At 67.1% G+C, this 16,300-nt stretch carries 19 protein-coding genes; 13 read left to right on the top strand and 6 right to left on the bottom strand.

The window, feature by feature from the left end:
- Genes KV203_RS17470 through KV203_RS17440 form a run of 7 tightly spaced genes read left to right on the top strand, consistent with a single transcriptional unit; the run spans position 1 to position 6,036 of the window.
- Positions 1-1,215 carry a lipid-transfer protein gene (locus KV203_RS17470; protein WP_066474716.1) on the top strand — a complete coding sequence of 405 codons (1,215 nt, stop codon included), beginning with the start codon at positions 1-3 and terminating at the stop codon, positions 1,213-1,215.
- Between the two features lie 29 nt (positions 1,216-1,244).
- Positions 1,245-1,676: a type II toxin-antitoxin system Rv0910 family toxin gene (locus KV203_RS17465; RefSeq protein ID WP_066474713.1), complete on the top strand. Its 432-nt coding sequence runs from the start codon at positions 1,245-1,247 to the stop codon at positions 1,674-1,676.
- Positions 1,677-1,709: 33 nt separating this feature from the next.
- Positions 1,710-2,588, top strand: coding sequence for an SDR family oxidoreductase (locus tag KV203_RS17460; RefSeq protein WP_066474712.1), 879 nt, complete (start codon positions 1,710-1,712; stop codon positions 2,586-2,588).
- A gap of 5 nt (positions 2,589-2,593) precedes the next feature.
- On the top strand, positions 2,594-3,457 hold the full coding sequence (locus KV203_RS17455; protein WP_066474709.1) for an alpha/beta fold hydrolase: 864 nt from the start codon (positions 2,594-2,596) through the stop codon (positions 3,455-3,457).
- Positions 3,454-4,602 carry an acyl-CoA dehydrogenase family protein gene (locus KV203_RS17450; RefSeq protein ID WP_066474706.1) on the top strand — a complete coding sequence of 383 codons (1,149 nt, stop codon included), beginning with the start codon at positions 3,454-3,456 and terminating at the stop codon, positions 4,600-4,602. The genes KV203_RS17455 and KV203_RS17450 overlap by 4 nt, the downstream gene beginning before the upstream one ends.
- Before the next feature lie 28 nt (positions 4,603-4,630).
- Entirely contained in the window at positions 4,631-5,770 is a 1,140-nt protein-coding gene (locus tag KV203_RS17445) for a CaiB/BaiF CoA transferase family protein (RefSeq protein WP_066474703.1), read from the top strand.
- Positions 5,771-5,778: 8 nt separating this feature from the next.
- Entirely contained in the window at positions 5,779-6,036 is a 258-nt protein-coding gene (locus KV203_RS17440) for a hypothetical protein (RefSeq protein ID WP_157079974.1), read from the top strand.
- A gap of 7 nt (positions 6,037-6,043) precedes the next feature.
- On the opposite strand, the gene KV203_RS17435 is transcribed toward KV203_RS17440, so the two are convergent.
- Entirely contained in the window at positions 6,044-6,688 is a 645-nt protein-coding gene (locus tag KV203_RS17435; protein ID WP_066474700.1) for a TetR/AcrR family transcriptional regulator, read from the bottom strand.
- 219 nt (positions 6,689-6,907) lie between these two features.
- Between KV203_RS17435 and KV203_RS17430 the strand changes: the two genes are divergently transcribed.
- The 3 genes from KV203_RS17430 to KV203_RS17420 all read left to right on the top strand — a co-directional run bounded on the left by KV203_RS17430 (position 6,908) and on the right by KV203_RS17420 (position 8,356).
- A complete protein-coding gene (locus KV203_RS17430) occupies positions 6,908-7,744 on the top strand; it encodes an antibiotic biosynthesis monooxygenase (protein ID WP_066474698.1) in 837 nt (278 codons plus the stop codon).
- A 73-nt stretch (positions 7,745-7,817) separates the two neighbouring features.
- Positions 7,818-8,078, top strand: coding sequence for a type II toxin-antitoxin system Phd/YefM family antitoxin (locus KV203_RS17425; RefSeq protein ID WP_066474695.1), 261 nt, complete (start codon positions 7,818-7,820; stop codon positions 8,076-8,078).
- Positions 8,079-8,080: 2 nt separating this feature from the next.
- Entirely contained in the window at positions 8,081-8,356 is a 276-nt protein-coding gene (locus KV203_RS17420; RefSeq protein WP_066474692.1) for a Txe/YoeB family addiction module toxin, read from the top strand.
- 41 nt (positions 8,357-8,397) lie between these two features.
- On the opposite strand, the gene KV203_RS17415 is transcribed toward KV203_RS17420, so the two are convergent.
- The 4 genes from KV203_RS17415 to kstD all read right to left on the bottom strand — a co-directional run bounded on the left by KV203_RS17415 (position 8,398) and on the right by kstD (position 12,305).
- Positions 8,398-9,300, bottom strand: coding sequence for an SDR family NAD(P)-dependent oxidoreductase (locus KV203_RS17415; protein ID WP_066474689.1), 903 nt, complete (start codon positions 9,298-9,300; stop codon positions 8,398-8,400).
- Between the two features lie 70 nt (positions 9,301-9,370).
- Positions 9,371-9,532, bottom strand: coding sequence for a type II toxin-antitoxin system PemK/MazF family toxin (locus KV203_RS19820; protein ID WP_157079973.1), 162 nt, complete (start codon positions 9,530-9,532; stop codon positions 9,371-9,373).
- A 215-nt stretch (positions 9,533-9,747) separates the two neighbouring features.
- The gene (locus KV203_RS17405) at positions 9,748-10,611 is read right to left on the bottom strand and encodes a MaoC/PaaZ C-terminal domain-containing protein (RefSeq protein WP_066474684.1); all 864 of its coding nucleotides are present in this window, start codon (positions 10,609-10,611) and stop codon (positions 9,748-9,750) included.
- The gene (kstD, locus tag KV203_RS17400; protein ID WP_174522084.1) at positions 10,611-12,305 is read right to left on the bottom strand and encodes a 3-oxosteroid 1-dehydrogenase; all 1,695 of its coding nucleotides are present in this window, start codon (positions 12,303-12,305) and stop codon (positions 10,611-10,613) included. The genes KV203_RS17405 and kstD overlap by 1 nt, the downstream gene beginning before the upstream one ends.
- 115 nt (positions 12,306-12,420) lie before the next feature.
- On the opposite strand from kstD, the gene KV203_RS17395 reads away from it, so the two are divergent.
- The 3 genes from KV203_RS17395 to dmpG are packed head-to-tail and all read left to right on the top strand — an operon-like array spanning position 12,421 to position 15,191.
- Entirely contained in the window at positions 12,421-13,206 is a 786-nt protein-coding gene (locus KV203_RS17395) for a 2-keto-4-pentenoate hydratase (protein WP_066474767.1), read from the top strand.
- Positions 13,207-13,217: 11 nt separating this feature from the next.
- Positions 13,218-14,120 carry an acetaldehyde dehydrogenase (acetylating) gene (locus KV203_RS17390; RefSeq protein ID WP_066474680.1) on the top strand — a complete coding sequence of 301 codons (903 nt, stop codon included), beginning with the start codon at positions 13,218-13,220 and terminating at the stop codon, positions 14,118-14,120.
- 12 nt (positions 14,121-14,132) lie between these two features.
- Complete coding sequence (gene dmpG / locus KV203_RS17385) at positions 14,133-15,191, top strand: 4-hydroxy-2-oxovalerate aldolase (RefSeq protein ID WP_066474679.1); 1,059 nt, start codon at positions 14,133-14,135, stop codon at positions 15,189-15,191.
- Between the two features lie 46 nt (positions 15,192-15,237).
- Here dmpG and KV203_RS17380 read toward each other — a convergent pair whose 3' ends face one another.
- Positions 15,238-16,236: an AraC family transcriptional regulator gene (locus tag KV203_RS17380; protein WP_066474678.1), complete on the bottom strand. Its 999-nt coding sequence runs from the start codon at positions 16,234-16,236 to the stop codon at positions 15,238-15,240.
- Positions 16,237-16,300 lie beyond the last annotated feature (64 nt).

Here is a 16,300-nt window from a genome sequence, read left to right as displayed (position 1 = left end):
ATGGGACGCAACCGCGTCTTCGTCGTCGGGGTCGGCATGACGAAGTTCGAGAAGCCGGGTGCCCGCGAGGGGTGGGACTACCCGGCCATGGCGGCCGAAGCCGGCACGAAGGCGCTAGCGGACGCCGGGCTGCGCTACGACCAGATCGAGGAGGCGCACGTCGGGTTCGTGTTCGGCGAATCGACGTCGGGGCAACGTGCGGTCTACGAGCTCGGCATGACCGGGATCCCGATCACCAACGTCAACAACAACTGCTCCACCGGCTCCACCGCGCTGTACCTGGCGGCGCGGTCGATTCGCGGAGGGCTGGCCGACTGCGCGCTGGCGTTGGGCTTCGAGAAGATGCAGCCGGGATCGCTGGCGACCAGTTACGAGGACCGCGAACAACCCTTGATGCGGCACATCCAGGCCGAGGCGGAACTTTTCGAGTTCGCGTTCCCGCCCGCGCCGTGGATGTTCGGTGCCGCCGGCGTGGAGCACATGCAGCGCTACGGCACCACCACCGAGCAGTTCGCCAAGATCGGCGAGAAGAACCACCGCCATTCGGTGAACAACCCGTACGCCCAGTTCCAGGACGAATACACCCTCGACGAGGTCACGTCGGCGAAGATGATCTACGAGCCCGCCGGGTTGACCCGGCTGCAGTGCTCGCCGACCTCCGACGGCTCCGGGGCGGTGATCGTCGCCAGCGAGCGCTTCGTCGACGAACACGACCTGGCCGCTCAGGCGGTCGAGATCGTCGGCCAGGCCATGGTCACCGATCTGGCGTCCACCTTCGGCGACCACTCCGCCATCACCATCGTCGGTGCGGATATGACGCGTCACGCCGCGCGAAAGGTCTACGAGCAGGCCGGCATCGGTCCGGACGACATCGATGTCATCGAGTTGCACGACTGCTTCTCGGTCAACGAACTGCTCACCTACGAGGCGTTGAGTCTGTGCGGCGAGGGCGAAGGCGGCAAGCTGATCGACGCCGGCGACACCACCTACGGCGGGCGCTGGGTGGTCAACCCGTCCGGCGGGCTGATATCCAAGGGCCACCCCTTGGGCGCTACCGGACTGGCCCAGGCTACTGAGCTCACCTGGCAGCTGCGCGGCACCGCCGACAAACGCCAAGTCGATTCCGCTGCAACGACATCCGGCATCGCACTACAGCACAACATCGGCCTCGGCGGTGCCGTCGTGGTGACCGCCTACCGCCCCGCGCAACGCTGACACCCACCACGCGAGAGAAGGAACAATTCATGGCCAAAGTTGACGTGACCAAGCAGATCGATGCTGCACCGGAGAAGGTGTGGGCGCTGCTCGCCAACCCCAGCAGCTACCCGGACTGGCTGACCATCCACGATGGATGGCGCGGCGAGCCGCCGACCGAGGTGAGTGTGGGCTCCACGTTCACCGAGATGTGCACCGTCATGGGCATGACCAACAAGATCGACTGGACCGTGACCGAGTGCGAGGTCCCCAGGGCGCTCAAGATCTCCGGCACCGGCCTGGCCGGGGCCAAGATCTCGTTCACCATGTCGGTCGGCGCAGACGGTGACGGGTCGAGCGCCGCGATCGACGCGGAGTTCGAAGGTCAGATGGTGGTCGGGGCGATCGGCAAAGCCATCGAGCGTAGCGCCGGAAAAGAAGTCGAGGCATCGCTGGACAAGCTCGCCGCACTCGTCAGCTGACCGGAACACATCGATCGTTAGGGAGCTTTCACCATGGCTGTTTTGCAGGACAAGGTCGCCGTCATCACCGGAGCGGGCCGCGGCATCGGCCGGGCGCACGCGCTACTTTTCGCCGCCGAGGGTGCCCTGGTCGTCGTCAACGACCTCGGCGGCGCCAACGACGGCAGCGGCGCCGATACCGGTCCGGCGCAGCAGGTCGTCGACGAAATCGTTGCCGCGGGCGGCCGTGCGGTGGCCAACACCGACAACATCGCCGACTGGGCCGGCGCCAAGGGTCTGGTCGATCAGGCCGTCGCCGAGTACGGCGGGCTCGACATCGTGGTGAACAATGCCGGCATCCTGCGTGACGCGTTCGTCGCCGGAGTGACCGAGTCAGAGTGGGATTCGGTGATCGCAGTGCACCTCAAAGGCCATGCCGCCGTGCTGCACCACGCCGCCGCGTACTGGAAGGCGCAGTCGAAAGCCGGCGAGGCAGTCAAAGCCGCGGTCATCAACACCGCGTCGGCGTCGGGCACCTTCATGGTCAATCCGGGCCAGGGCAACTACGGCGCGGCCAAGGCGGGTATCGCCGCGCTCACCGCGGTGGCCGCCGCGGAGCTGGAGCGTTACGGGGTTCGGGTGAACGCGATCGCACCCGTCGCGCGGACCCGGTTGACGTTGGCCACCCCGGGCATGGGCGCGATTTTCGCCGCCGAGGTGCCAGACGGCGAGTTCGACGCGTTCAGCCCGGACAACATCGCGCCCGTGGTGGCGTATCTGGCCAGCGACGAGTGTCCTTTCAGCGGGAAGGTGTTCGCCGTCCAGGGCGGCGCCATCTCGGAGGTGACACCGATGCAGATCGGGCAGACCGTCGAAACCGACGGGCCGTGGCAGATCGACGACATCCACAAACGGCTGGCCGCCTGGGCCTAGGCGAAGTGACGACCATCCAGGAACGGCCGAATTCCTACGGCGGGTTCCGGACACGCGAGCTGGCGGTGAGCGGTGAGACACCGACGCTACTGCTGTTCCACGGGTTTGGAGATTGCGCCGACACCTGGCGTCTGGTTCTGCAGCGGTGCCATGAGCTCGGCCAGTCCGCGCTCGCCGTCGATCTTCCTGGTTTCGGCCGCGCCGATCGGTTACGTCCGGGTGCGTTGATGCCTCAGCTCGACGCGTTCGTCTCCGACGTCGTCGCCCGGCATGGAACCGACGGACCGGTTGTGGTCGTGGGGAATTCGCTCGGCGCGGCCGTCGCGGTGCGGGCCGCCCGGACCGCCAACCCGGCGGTGGGGGCGGTGCTGGCGCTGGGTGCGGCGGGGCACGGCTGGAATCGGCTGACCGGATCGGTGCCGTACGTATCCCGGGTGCTGCGCCGGATGCCGGTCCTGCAGGTGCCGTGGTGGCTGCACCAAGCGACGACCCGCTGGGCCTTGGGTTGGCTGCTCTACGGTGAGCGCGGCACGGTCGACGCCCGGGTCGTTGCGTCCTTCGGCGCCTCAGTGGCCGATTTCGCCGCGGCCCGGCGGCTGTTGCTTCTCGGCGCTCAAATCATCGCCGAACTCGACGCATCGGTCGAGCACGGCGGTGTCGGGGTACCGATGACCGTCCTGCACGGAACGGCTGACCGTCTGGTGCCGGTTTCGGCCGGCCGCACCCTGCACCACGCCAATCCGGGCAGCCGACTGGTGTTGCTGAACCGCATCGGTCACTGCCCGCAACTCGACGCTCCCGACGCGGTCGTGGCCCACGCCCGCGCACTGATCGACGAAATCAAGAAACGACACAAGGGAATCTCATGAGCAAGCACCGGTCATCCTGGATGGACAAAGACCTCGACCAAGTCGCGGACCTGGCGCGGAACTTCTTCACCAAGTACTGCACGCCCCACGAGGAACGGTGGGGCAAGCAACAGCACGTCGACCGCGACGTGTGGAACAAGGCCGGCGAACACGGACTGCTGTGCGTTAGCATCCCCGAGGAGTACGGCGGCGGCGGGGGCACCTTCGCCCACGAAGCGGTCCTGGCGATCGAACAGGTGCGGACGCTAGCGCCGAGCCTGGGCATCGCCGTCCACAGCGGCATCGTCGCGCACTACATCAACGCCTACGGCACCGAGGACCAAAAGCAGGCCTGGCTGCCCAAGATGGCCAGCGGCGAGATGGTCGCCGCGATCGCGATGACCGAACCAGGCACCGGATCGGATCTGCAGAGCATCGCCACCAAGGCCGTCAAGGACGGCGACGACTATGTGATCAACGGCGCCAAGACCTTCATCTCCAACGGCTGGCTGGCCGACCTGGTGCTGGTGGTGGCGAAAACCGGCAACGAAGGCGGCATCGGCGACATCTCGCTGATCGGCGTCGAAACCGCCGATCTGGCCGGGTTCAGCCGCGGCCGCAACCTGGAAAAGCTGGGCCAGCACGGGCAGGACACCGTCGAACTCAACTTCTCCGACGTACGGGTGGCGCAGACCAACCTGCTGGGGGGCGCCGAAGGCCAGGGGTTCATCCAGCTGATGCAACAGCTGCCCCAGGAACGGCTGCTGCTGGCGGTGGCCGCGGCGGCTACGATCGAGAAGGCGGTCGAGGTTTCGGTCGAGTACGCCAAGGATCGGAAGGCTTTCGGCAAGCCATTATTCAGCTTTCAGAACACCAAATTCGTTCTGGCCGAATGTGACACGCTGGCCACGGTGTGCTGGACCTACCTCGACGACTGCATCGCCAAGCACCTCGCCGGTGAGCTGGATGTCACCGGCGCCGCCAAGGCCAAGTGGTGGCTGACCGAACAGCAATGCACGGTCGTGGACCGTTGCGTGCAGATCTTCGGCGGCTACGGCTATATGACCGAATACCCGATCGCGCGCATGTACGCCGACTCCCGGGTGCAGAAGATCTACGGCGGCGCCAACGAGATCATGAAAGAACTCATCGCCCGCAGTCTCTGACACTGTCGCGAAGAAAGAAGGTCACAACATGGGTCCGTTGAGTGGCGTGAAGGTCGTCGAAATGGCCGGCCTGGCGCCGGCCCCGTTCGGGTGCATGATCCTGGCGGATCTCGGCGCCGAGGTGTTGCGGATCGACCGTGCCGGTGCCCACGCCGGACTGGTCACCCCACCGGGGGTGCTCGACCGCGGCCGACGGACCATCGCCGTCGATCTGAAAACACCCACCGGTGTCCGCGTGGTCCACGAGGTCGTGGCCCACGCGGACGTCTTCGTAGAGGGCTACCGTCCCGGTGTCGCCGAGCGCCTCGGTATCGGGCCGGAAGCATTGTGCGGCTTGAATCCTCGACTGGTGTACGGCCGGATGACCGGCTGGGGCCAGGACGGTCCGCTGGCAGCGCGAGCCGGACACGACATCAACTACATCGCCATCGCCGGTGCCCTCGAGCCCATCGGGCGAGCGGGCGAACGCCCGCACGCCCCGCAGAATCTGCTCGCGGATTTCGCCGGCGGCGGGCTGATGCTGGCGCTCGGCATCGTGTCGGCGTTGTACGAGCGCGACCAGTCCGGCCGGGGACAAGTGGTGGATGCGGCGATGGTGGACGGGGCGGCGTTGCTGACCACCTTCCTGCACGGCATGCGCGCGGCCGGGATGTGGCCCGGCGAACGCGGAACCAACGCCCTCGACGGTGGCGCCCCGTTCTACGACACCTACGAAACCGCCGACGGCAAGTTCATGGCCGTCGGATGCGTCGAACCGCACTTCTACGCGCAACTGCTCGCCAAGCTCGGGCTTGCCGACGCCGAACTTCCGAACCAGCTCGATGCCCGTGGCTGGCCGGAAGTCCGCAACGCCATTGCCGGGGTGTTCGCGCAGAAGACCCGGGCCGAATGGACCGAGATCTTCGCCGACTCCGATGCCTGCGTATCGCCGGTGCTCACGCCGTGGGAGGCCCACGAGCACCCCCACAACCAGGCACGACGTGCTTTCATCAAAGTCGGCGATGCGCTGCAGCCTGCGCCGGCACCCCGGTTCAGCCGTACCGCGTCCGCCGAGCCCGGCCTGGTCAATCACGGCGCGAAAGATATCGCCGACACCCTCGGCGCATGGGGTCTGAAACCTGGAGTCGTCGACGAACTCGTCGCCGCCAGGGCTGTGCACGACCCGTAGCGGGATGGGTGCCACGGCAGCTCGGTCTTGCCGTCTTCCGGGGCCTGCTCGACCACCTCGCCACCCTCACCCGCAACCAGATCCGCTACCACGGCACCAACATCGAGATCGACAAGCTCGCCGATCCCACCCCGAGCAGCGCCGCGCGTTCGACCTACTCGATCGCTCGATCCCCCTCACCATCGCCGCGTAGCCAGAACAACCTCCCACCAAAACCAGCAAATCCCCAGGTCAACCCCAGGATTCTTCTATTTCACGTGCCGTAACTTCGGATTAGTCTTCCGCCCGCGCCTCATGCGCAGCCGCGAACTGGGCTACCAGCGCATCCACCGCGCTGGCAATGAGATCGAATTGAGCGACGAGGTCGATCTGGTCTCCAGCCGCCTCGCTGGCGATGAACAACCCGTCTGCCGCCGACATGACGAATGCGGCCAACTGTTTGACCTGCCGCTCGTCGAGTTGTGGATAGTGACGCCGTAGGTTCTCGCTCGCGAATGCCCGTGCGTTGTCACGGACCTGTACGAACATCTTCCGGGCCTCCGGTTCGTCGGGGCGCCGCTCGAGCACGAGCATGAGCCCCAACCGCAGGAAGTCCGGGGCGGCCTGCAGACTCTTGAGCACCTGGGCCGCCATCACATGCGCGTAAGTCCCGTCGGTCACAGTCACCGGCGCAGCAACGGCTGCGATCCAGCGCCCGTAGCTGCGCTCGATGACAGCCGCGAGCAGATCACCCTTGTCGGCAAAGTGCCAGTAGATCGAACTCGGCGGGAGGCCGGATGCCTTGCTCACCGCACCGATCGAGGTTCCTTCGTACCCGCGCATCGCCGCGATCTCCGCGGCAGCATCGAGAATCTTCTCCCGGGAGTCTTCCCCGTTGGCCCGCGTCTTACGGCCGGCACGCCTGGCTGCATCGGCCACGCCGCCCTCCTGCCCTATCGTTGGCACGACACCGGAAGCCAAGCCTGGTTACTGTTCATAATACTACATTAGGTCAGATCCGGGAGCTGCGCATATCCGCGTTTCGTCGCTATTTCTATGATATTTAGCGATGATGACCACCGCTCACCCTGTAGTGATCGCTATGCGGATATAGATGATCAGGGACGGCATCCCACTTCCGCCGAGGAGGGCTTCATCGTGGACCAAGACGCGGCAGGCGAGGCCACCGTCGTCGTATCACGTCGGGTGCGCCCCGGCGAAACCCGCAACTTCGAACGCTGGTTGCACCGCCTGCAACGCGCCGTCGAACAAGCCCCCGGTCACGTCGCCACGACGGTCCGGCCGCCGGATTCGGACGGCAGCAGCGAGTGGGTGGTGCTCTATCGCTTTCGGTCGGCCGGGGATCTCGACAACTGGCTGTGCTCCGCGAAGCGACTGGCTCTGGTCGAGGCCGGTGCGGCCTACCTCGTCGATCAGCCCGTCGAGCAACGGATTCTGCATCCCGGGCCGGACAGCGTCACTTTGGTCAGCGCGGTACGGCTCCGCCACGGAACCGCGGAACGACATCGACTCCTGCACGAGCGCGGGGTCGCCGACGCCCGACAGATGGGCGGATTGATTCGCGCTGAGCTGATCCCGGCATGTGTGAACGCACAGCCCGACACCGTCGCGGTCATGACCTTTCGCTCCCGCGCTCAGCTCGACCGATGGCTCGAGTCTGCCGAACGCCGCGCCGTCCTCGACGACATGGCCGAGTTGCTCGACCGGCCCCGCACGATAAATATCGTCGGCGGTTACGCCGGTTGGTTCGCCGGCAGCGGAACCGGCGGACCGAAACGATGGAAGCAAGCCGTCGCGGTCGTTGCGGGCTTGATCCCGGTCTCCTTGGCTGTGACCGTTGTTCGTGAGGCAGTTCTTCCTGCGGCGCCGACCCTTGCCGTGGTCGTGATCAATGCCGTCGTCAATGTCGTCCTGCTTACCTGGGTGGTCATGCCCGTCCTGACCCGCGCCCTGCGCTCGTGGTTGGCTCGATGACGCCGGCAAAGGGCGTCGCTGCCATCCATCCCTAGGGCGTACAATTTTCTGTACAAACAGTAAGGGGTTGCTGATGCGGACGATGAGCTACAGCGAGTCGCGTGCCCGGTACGCCGAAGTTCTGGATTCGGTGGTCAACGACCGGGAGGAGATCGTGATCACCCGCGCGGGTCATGAGCCGGTGGTGATGGTCTCGTTGGCCGATTTCGAGTCGCTGCGGGAGACCGCCTATCTGATGCGTTCACCGGCGAATGCCCGACGTCTGCTCGACGCGATGGAGCGGCTCGAGAGTGGTGCGGGAGAGGAGCGTCCGCTTATCGATACGGCAGACTGACCGTGCGGCTCGTGTGGGATGCCAACGCATGGGAGGACTACCTGTGGTGGCAGGCGCAGGATCGAAAAGTGCTCGGGCGGATCAACGCCCTCGTGGCGGATATCGTCCGAAACGGAAACGAAGGCATCGGTAAGCCCGAGCCGCTGAAGCATGACTTCGCGGGGTACTGGTCCCGGAGAATTACCGACGAGCACCGCATGGTGTACAAGGTCGTCGCGTCCGAGGGCGCCGACACCGAGGTCCGTATTGCGGCGTGCCGTTACCACTACGGACGCTAGGCCTCGCAGCGGAGCGCATCGACCGCAGGCCGGTAGGCGGTTCAGCCGATCGCTGACCCCGGAAACTTGGTGCCGGTTTCGTTTTCGGCGAACTCGAACACCTCGGCCGCGATGTCGTAGTCGCCGGCGAGTGCGGTCCGGCCGAGCATCACCAGCGGTCCGGACAGGCCGAGCGGACCGTCGTAGCCGATGTAGCTGCCCGGCGGTACCGGCTCGCTGATGCAGTACAGGGTCGAGGCGGCGCCGGCGTCGATGTCGTTGGCGACCACGCCGGCCACCGTGCGCACCACGCGGTCGGCTGCTGCCAGCAGCGGCTTGTCGGAGAGGTGGGACAGGTTGGAGGCGACCCAGCCGGGATGGGTGAGTTGGCTGACCACCGGCGAGTTCGCCACCCGCAGGCGACGATCCAGTTCCAGTCCCCACAGCATCACGCCGAGCTTGGAACGCGAGTACGCGCCCATCATCGTCCACTTGGCGGTGCGCAGGTGCATGTCGTCGAGTCGGAGTTCGGCGCTGCGGTGCGCGTGCGAGCCGACATTGATGATCTGGGAACGGATGCGCGGGAAGATCAGGTTGGTCAGGGCGAAGGGGCCGAGCAGGTTGGTGCCGAGTGTCTTCTCGAACCCGTCGACGGTCTCTTCCCGGCCCTCGGTGAGCAGGCCGGCGTTGTTGATCAGGATGTCGACGTCCTCGTCGAGGGCGTCGGCGAACGCCCGCACCGAGGCCAGATCGGCCAGGTCGACCTTCGCGATCGACGTCGAGCCGCCGATCTCGGCGGCGCGCTGCGCTCCCAGTTCGGGGTTGCGGACCGCCATGATCACGTGCGCGCCGGCCCGGACCAGCGCGCGGGCGGTGCCGAGGCCGACGCCGTTCGTCGCGCCGGTCACGATGATGCGTTTGCCGCTGAGGTCGCCCAGCCGGGCCGGAGTCCAGTGCGTTGTCACCGGTTCAGCGTAGTCGGGTCGGTGACCCGAGTCGGGTTCGCTCGGCGCAGGTGCGTGGCACCGGCAGTGTTCAGGAGGCCAGGCCGAGGAACACCAGCAGCGAACGTTCGACCTCGGCCATCGATGCGGCGGGCACGCGACCTATCCGGGTATCGAGGTTCGATCGCCGGACTGTCGTGATCTTGTCGATCATGGCGAAGCCGGGTTGGACGATTCCGGTGGTTGTGGGCATCGCGATGCGCGCCGTCGGCGCGTCGGCACCGGAGACCGTCCATAGTTCGCCGCGATTCACTCCTCGCCGGCCATGTCGGAGATCGACTCGATGAAGTCCATGTCGTCGCTGTACCGGGCGGTACCCGCGTTCGCGCATGCGTCGGCGGCACTCGCGGGCCCGCTGGGTCGATGTCGGCATACTTCCAGTGTTGTATGAAACGCCCGAGCTATGAATCAGCTATGTGACAGCACCACATCGGCCAGGGCGGGCGCATCGTCACGTTCCACGACCGAGGCGGTGATCTGCAGCGTGTCCGAACCGGTACGCCAGATCCGGGTGCGCAGCGTCTCCCCGGGGAACACCACCCCGGCGAACTTGGCGCCGAAGCCGGTCACCCGGGCGGCGTCGCTGCCGAGGACGGCGTCGGTCACGGTCCGGCAGACGATGCCGAAAGTGCACAGCCCGTGCAGGATCGGCGCGGGAAACCCCGCGGCCTCGGCGAAGTCGGGATCGGAATGCAGCGGGTTGCGGTCCCCGCACAGCCGGTAGAGCAGCGCCTGTTGCGGCAGCGTCGCCGTCGTGACGTCGTAATCGGGCTCCCGGTCCGGTAACTCGGCCTTCTCCGACGGCCCACGTTCGCCACCGAACCCGCCCTCACCGCGGGCGAAGATGGACGACCGTGCGGTCCAGAGCGGCTCACCGGCCTCGTCGGCGGTGGTGTATTCGCGCACGATCACGGCCGCCTTGCCCTTGTCCCAGACCTCGGCGATCCGCGAGGTCTGGCGCGCGCTACCGGACGCGGGCAGGGGGCGATGCACGGTGACCGACTGGGTGCCGTGCACCACCTTGGCCAGGTCGATATCGATCCCGGGAAACGAGACCGCCGGCGGGGCAACCTGATGGAAGGTGGCGGCAACGGTCGCGAAGGTGGGGAGCACCAGCGGCGCGACGTCGTCCAGGTAGCCCAACTGGGCCGGATCGGTCGGCGCACCACCCGCACCCAGCGCCAGCTGATACAGCTGGACATCGGACGCGGTCCAGGAGAAGTCTTCGGCGGGCAGCTCGGCGCCGACCGCGACGCCGGGGTCGATCGGCATCAGCGGCCTGCCTTCCGGTCGGCATTCTTTCTGTCGGCGATATCCAGCACGGCGAGGTAGCCGAAGGTCATCGCGGGACCGATGGTCGCGCCCGGCCCGGCGTAGGTGTGCCCCATCACCGGTGAGCTGGAATTGCCGCAGGCGTACAGCCCCTCGATCACGCTGTCGTCCTCCCGGAGCACCCGGCCGGCGACGTCGGTGACCAGGCCCCCCTTGGTGCCGAGGTCGCCGGGCACCATCTGCACCGCGTAGAACGGCCCCTTGTCGATAGCGCCCAGACACGGGTTCGGTGCGTTGCGCGGGTCGCCGTAGTAGCGGTCGTACGCGCTTTCGCCGCGGTGGAAGTCTTCGTCGACGCCGGTCCGGGCGAACTCGTTGAACCGGGCGACGGTGGCTGCCAACCGGTCCGCCGGAATCCCGATCGTGTCGGCCAGCTCGGCCAGGGTGTCGGCCTCGACCACCACGCCGGCTTCCCGCCAGCTCTTCGGGAAGCGTTGTCGTGGTTGTAGTCCGGCGAAGATATAGCGGTCACGATAGCGCTGGTCGAGGATCATCCAGGACGGGATGTTCTCGCCCGGTCCCTCGCCCTGCCCGAACTGCCCACCGTACATCCGGTGTACCGCTTCGACATACGGTGCAGCCTCGTTGAAATAGCGCTCGCCCCGGGCGTTGACGATGATCCCACCGGGCAGGTTGCGTTCGGCCAGGCAGAACCACGGCCCCTTGGGTAGCGGAATCGACGGCCCCCACCACGCATCGGACATGAAATCGACCGCGCCGCCGAGCTTCTGACCGGCCAGGATGCCGTCCCCGGTGTTGCTGACCGCGCCGGTGGTCCACTGGGTGCCGATCGGTTCGCGCTGATATTTCTTGCGCAGTTCCTCGTTGTGCTCGAATCCGCCGGCGGCGAGGATCACGCCGTATCGGGCCGTGAACCGTTCCGGCTTGCCGGCACGCAGCACGTCGACTCCGCGAACCACCCCGTCCTCGGTGTAGAGGTCGGTCATCGGGGTGTTCAACAGCAGCGGGATGCCGGCGTTCGTCAGGCCGAGCCGCAGCGCGGCGGCCAGCGCTTGTCCCATGCCGAGCATGTGCCGGCCGGTCAGTTTGGCCGCCATCATCCGGGCGCCGACCCGCATCGACCGCAACACCCCCTTGGGGTGGCGCCGGTTCAAGTTGAGCCAGCGGTAGTCGGCTTGCAGCACCACCAGATTCAGCGGTGCCTTGCTGTACGGCGGCTGCAGATTCGCCAGGTCGGCGCCGAGTCGCCTGCCGTTGAACGGCTTCGGCTCCACCGAGCGCCCGCCGGGCCGGCCGCCGGGAGCTTCGGGGTAGTAGTCCGCGTAATCGGGCACCCACGTCATCTTCAACGGGGTGGTACGCAGGATGAAGTCGAACATCTCCGCGCCCCGGTCGATGTAGGTGTCGATCCGCTCGGCCGGCACGTCGTCGCCGATGATGCTGTGCAGGTAGGTGCGCGCGGCGGCCGGAGTGTCGTCGGTGACGCCGGACGCGCGTAGCGCGGCGTTGCCGGGAATCCACACCCCGCCACCGGAGCGGGCGGTCGACCCGCCGAAGTACGGCGACTTCTCCAGCACCACCACGCTCAGCCCGCGATCGGCCGCAGTCAGGGCTGCGACCATACCGCCGCCACCACTGCCCACGACGACGACGTCATATGTCTGCTCGGCCATGTAGAACACGTTATAGAATGAGGGCCCGTAGAGTCCATCCTCGCGCTTGTGGAACCGGTCATTGCGCAGCGCTGATGCGGTCTACAACCTGTTCCAGAACGCCGGAGGTGCCGGGATGCTCGACAGTCAGGTCAGGGCGGCGATCGCGGCCGAACTCGCGGTTGCCGAACGAGATCGGGTGCCGGTCGATCCGCTCACCGACCGCTACCCCGAGATCGACGTGGTCGACGCCTACGAGATCCAGCTGATCAATATCCGGCAGCGCCGCGCCGCCGGGGCCACGGTGATCGGGCACAAGGTGGGGCTGTCGTCCGAGGCGATGCAGCGGATGATGAACGTCGACGAACCGGACTACGGCCACCTGCTCGCGGACATGGCGGTGGACGAGGATGTTCCGGTCGACACCGGGCGCTACCTGTACCCGCGAGTCGAGGTGGAGGTCGGGTTCGTGCTCGGCGCCGACCTGCCCGGCGCGGAGTGCACCGAGGCCGACGTACTCGCCGCCACCGCCGCTTTCGCGCCGGCGATCGAGCTGATCGACACTCGGATCACCGAGTGGAAGATCAAGCTGGCCGACACCATCGCCGACAATGCCTCCTCGGCCGGGTGGGTACTCGGCAAGCAACGGGTCGCGCCCGGGGGGCTCGACATCCGCGGTATCGATGCGGTGCTCACCCGCAACGGCGAGGTGGTCGCGGAAGGACGCAGCGACGCCGTGCTGGGTGACCCGGTAATCGCGGTGGCGTGGCTGGCCCGCAAGGTGGCCGGCTTCGGGGTGCGGCTCAAAGCCGGCGATGTGGTGTTGCCCGGCTCCTGCACCCGAGCGATCGACGCGCGTCCCGGCGACACGTTCCATGCCGAATTCGCCGGGCTGGGCTCGGTCGACCTGAGCTTCGAGTAAGGGAGAGCCCTATGGCCAAAGCAAGTGCCGCGATCGTCGGTTCCGGCAACATCAGCACCGACCTGCTCTACAAGCTGCAGCGGTCCGAGGTGATCGAACCGCGGTGGATGATCGGCATCGATCCGGCCAGCGAAGGCTTGAAGCGAGCCCGCGGCCTCGGTCTGGCGACGTCTGCCGAGGGTGTCGGCCCGCTGCTCGATCAGGCGGAGAAGCCGGACATCATCTTCGAGGCCACGTCGGCCTACGTCCATCGGGCGGCCGCGCCGGACTATGCGGCGGCCGGTATCCGCGCGGTGGATCTCACCCCGGCCGCGGTGGGCCCGGCGGTGGTGCCGCCGGTGAACCTCGGCGCACACCTGGACACGATGAACGTCAATATGATCACCTGCGGCGGGCAGGCGACGATCCCGATCGTCGCCGCGGTGTCCCGGGTGGTCGACGTGCCGTACGCCGAGATCGTCGCCTCGGTGGCGTCGGTCTCCGCGGGGCCGGGCACCCGGGCCAACATCGACGAGTTCACCAAGACCACCAGCCGCGGTGTGGAGACGATCGGCGGCGCGCAACGGGGCAAGGCGATCATCATCCTGAACCCGGCCGAACCGCCGATGATCATGCGGGACACCATCTTCGCAGCGATTCCGGAGGACGCCGATCGGGCGGCGATCGCGGATTCGATCACCCGGATGGTCGCCGACGTGCAGCAGTACGTCCCCGGCTATCGGTTGCTCAACGAGCCGCAGTTCGACGATCCGACCCCGGTCTCCGGCGGTTTCGCCCGGGTCTCGGTATTCGTCGAGGTGGAGGGCGCGGGCGACTTCCTGCCGCCGTACGCCGGCAACCTGGACATCATGACCGCGGCCGCGACCCGGGTCGGCGAACAGATCGCCGCCCAGCTGCTCGCGGCCCGAGTGTAAGGAGCGATCGCGGTGGCATCGACGAACACAACTCAGACCCCGTACTCCAACCTGCTCGACGTGCGGGTCACCGACACCAGCCTGCGGGACGGCTCGCACCACAAGCGGCACCAGTTCACCGTGGCCGAGGTGCGAGCCATCGTCGCCGCCTTGGACCTCGCCGGGGTGCCGGTGATCGAGGTGACCCACGGCGACGGCCTCGGCGGCTCCTCGTTCAACTACGGCTTCTCCAAGACGCCGGAGCAGGAGCTGATCAAGGCGGCGGCGGAGACGGCAAAGGACGCCAAGATCGCGGTCCTGATGTTGCCCGGCGTCGGGGTCAAGGAAGACATCAAGATTTCCCAGGACAACGGGGCGTCGATCTGCCGGATCGCCACCCACTGCACCGAGGCCGACGTCTCGATTCAGCATTTCGGTCTGGCCCGCGAGTTGGGCCTGGAGACGGTCGGCTTCCTGATGATGTCGCACAGCCAGCCGCCGGAGAAGCTGGCGAAGCAGGCCCGGATCATGGCCGACGCCGGTTGTCAGTGTGTGTACGTGGTGGATTCGGCCGGTGCGCTCGTGCTCGACGAGGTCGCCGACCGGGTGTCGGCGCTGGTCGCCGAGCTCGGCGACGACGCTCAGGTGGGTTTCCACGGCCACGAGAACCTGGACCTGGCGGTGGCGAATTCGATATACGCGGTGCGCGCCGGAGCGACCCAGATCGACGGCAGTGCCCGTCGGTTCGGTGCCGGTGCAGGCAATACCCCGGTCGAGGCATTCGTGGGAGTCTGCGACAAGATCGGGCTGAAGACCGGGATCGACTTCTTCGCGATCGCCGACGCCGCCGAAGACGTCGTCCGCCCGGCGATGCCGCAGGAGTGCCTGCTCGACCGGCAGGCGCTGATGATGGGGTACGCCGGGGTGTACTCCAGCTTCCTGCGGCACGCGGAGTTGCAGGCGGAGCGCTACGGGGTGTCGTCGGCGGAGATGCTGGTGCGGGCCGGGCAGCGGAAGCTGGTCGGGGGCCAGGAAGACCAGCTGATCGACATCGCGCTGGAACTGCAGCGGGAAGCGGCGGCCGCGGGCTGAGGCACACCGTTTCGTGACCGTGTGGCCGACCGCGACCGGGGGCGGATCACTCTGCGCCGGTGCGTAACTGCCGTGGACTGACGCCGAACCAGCGTTGGCAGGCCCGGGCGAGCGCACTCTGCTCGGAGTAGCCGAGCTCGCGGGCCAGATGGCTGCAGGTGACGTCGGTCTCGGTCAGGTAGTGCCGGGCCAGCTCCCGCCGGACCTCGTCGACGAGTGTGCCGACGCCGGTGCCTTCTGCGGCAAGTCGCCGTTGCAGCGTTTTGGGATGCAGACGGAGCTGTCCGGCGATGATCGGCACGGTGGCGGCGCCCGCCGGCAACAGATGCCGGATCAGCTCGCGTACCGGGGCGCGCAGGTCCGGCTCGCGCCGGTCGATGATCAGGTCGAGGTACTCGAGCATGGCGCGATGCGCGAGTTCGTCCCGCACCAGGGGCCGCGTCAGGTCCGACGTCTGCATGGTGAAGCCGGCGCGTGGCTGGGCGAAGCGGGGCGTGCAGGAGAAGTAGTGCAGATAGTCCGGTCGGGGGGTGAGCGGATTGTGCGGTACCCACACGACCACGGGGTTGTACTCCGTACCCAGCAGGAACCGCAGAACCCGCAACGTCACGCCCAGCGACAGCTCGACCACCTGTGGACAGGTGCGCGGCACCGGGCTGAGAATCTTGAACTCGAAGAACGACAGCCGCTCGTCCGACATCGGGCTGATGCTCGTCCCGATTGCCGGGCTGTAGGCGGCGAGGTAGTGCTCGAATATCGCGAAGGCGTCGGCTACCGTTCCGGTGGTCCGGGCGGCGACACCGACCGGCCCGAGAATCTCGATTCCCTGTCGTGCGCCGAGCCGACGGCCGAAGTCGGGTGTACCGGTCGCTCTCGCGGCGACTTCCAACGCATCGATCAGCGCCGGGTAGGCGAAGAAGACGTCGAATCGGCCGACATCATCGGGCCGGATACCGGCTTCACCGAGCAACGCCGCCGGGTCCCCGCCGAGTTCGGTGACCAATGCGGGGTATCCGGTCAGGGATGTCCCGCGGATCACAGACATGTCCGCCAGGGTCAAGAAGTTGTCCGTTGCTGTCAAGTAGAGCGCGCTCCGGGTCGGAACAATG

The sequence above is a fragment of the Skermania piniformis genome, assembly GCF_019285775.1.
In the GTDB taxonomy this organism is placed as follows: Bacteria; Actinomycetota; Actinomycetes; order Mycobacteriales; family Mycobacteriaceae; genus Skermania; species Skermania pinensis.
Note: the sequence above shows the minus strand (reverse complement) of the source record. Positions and strands in the feature narration are given on the sequence as shown.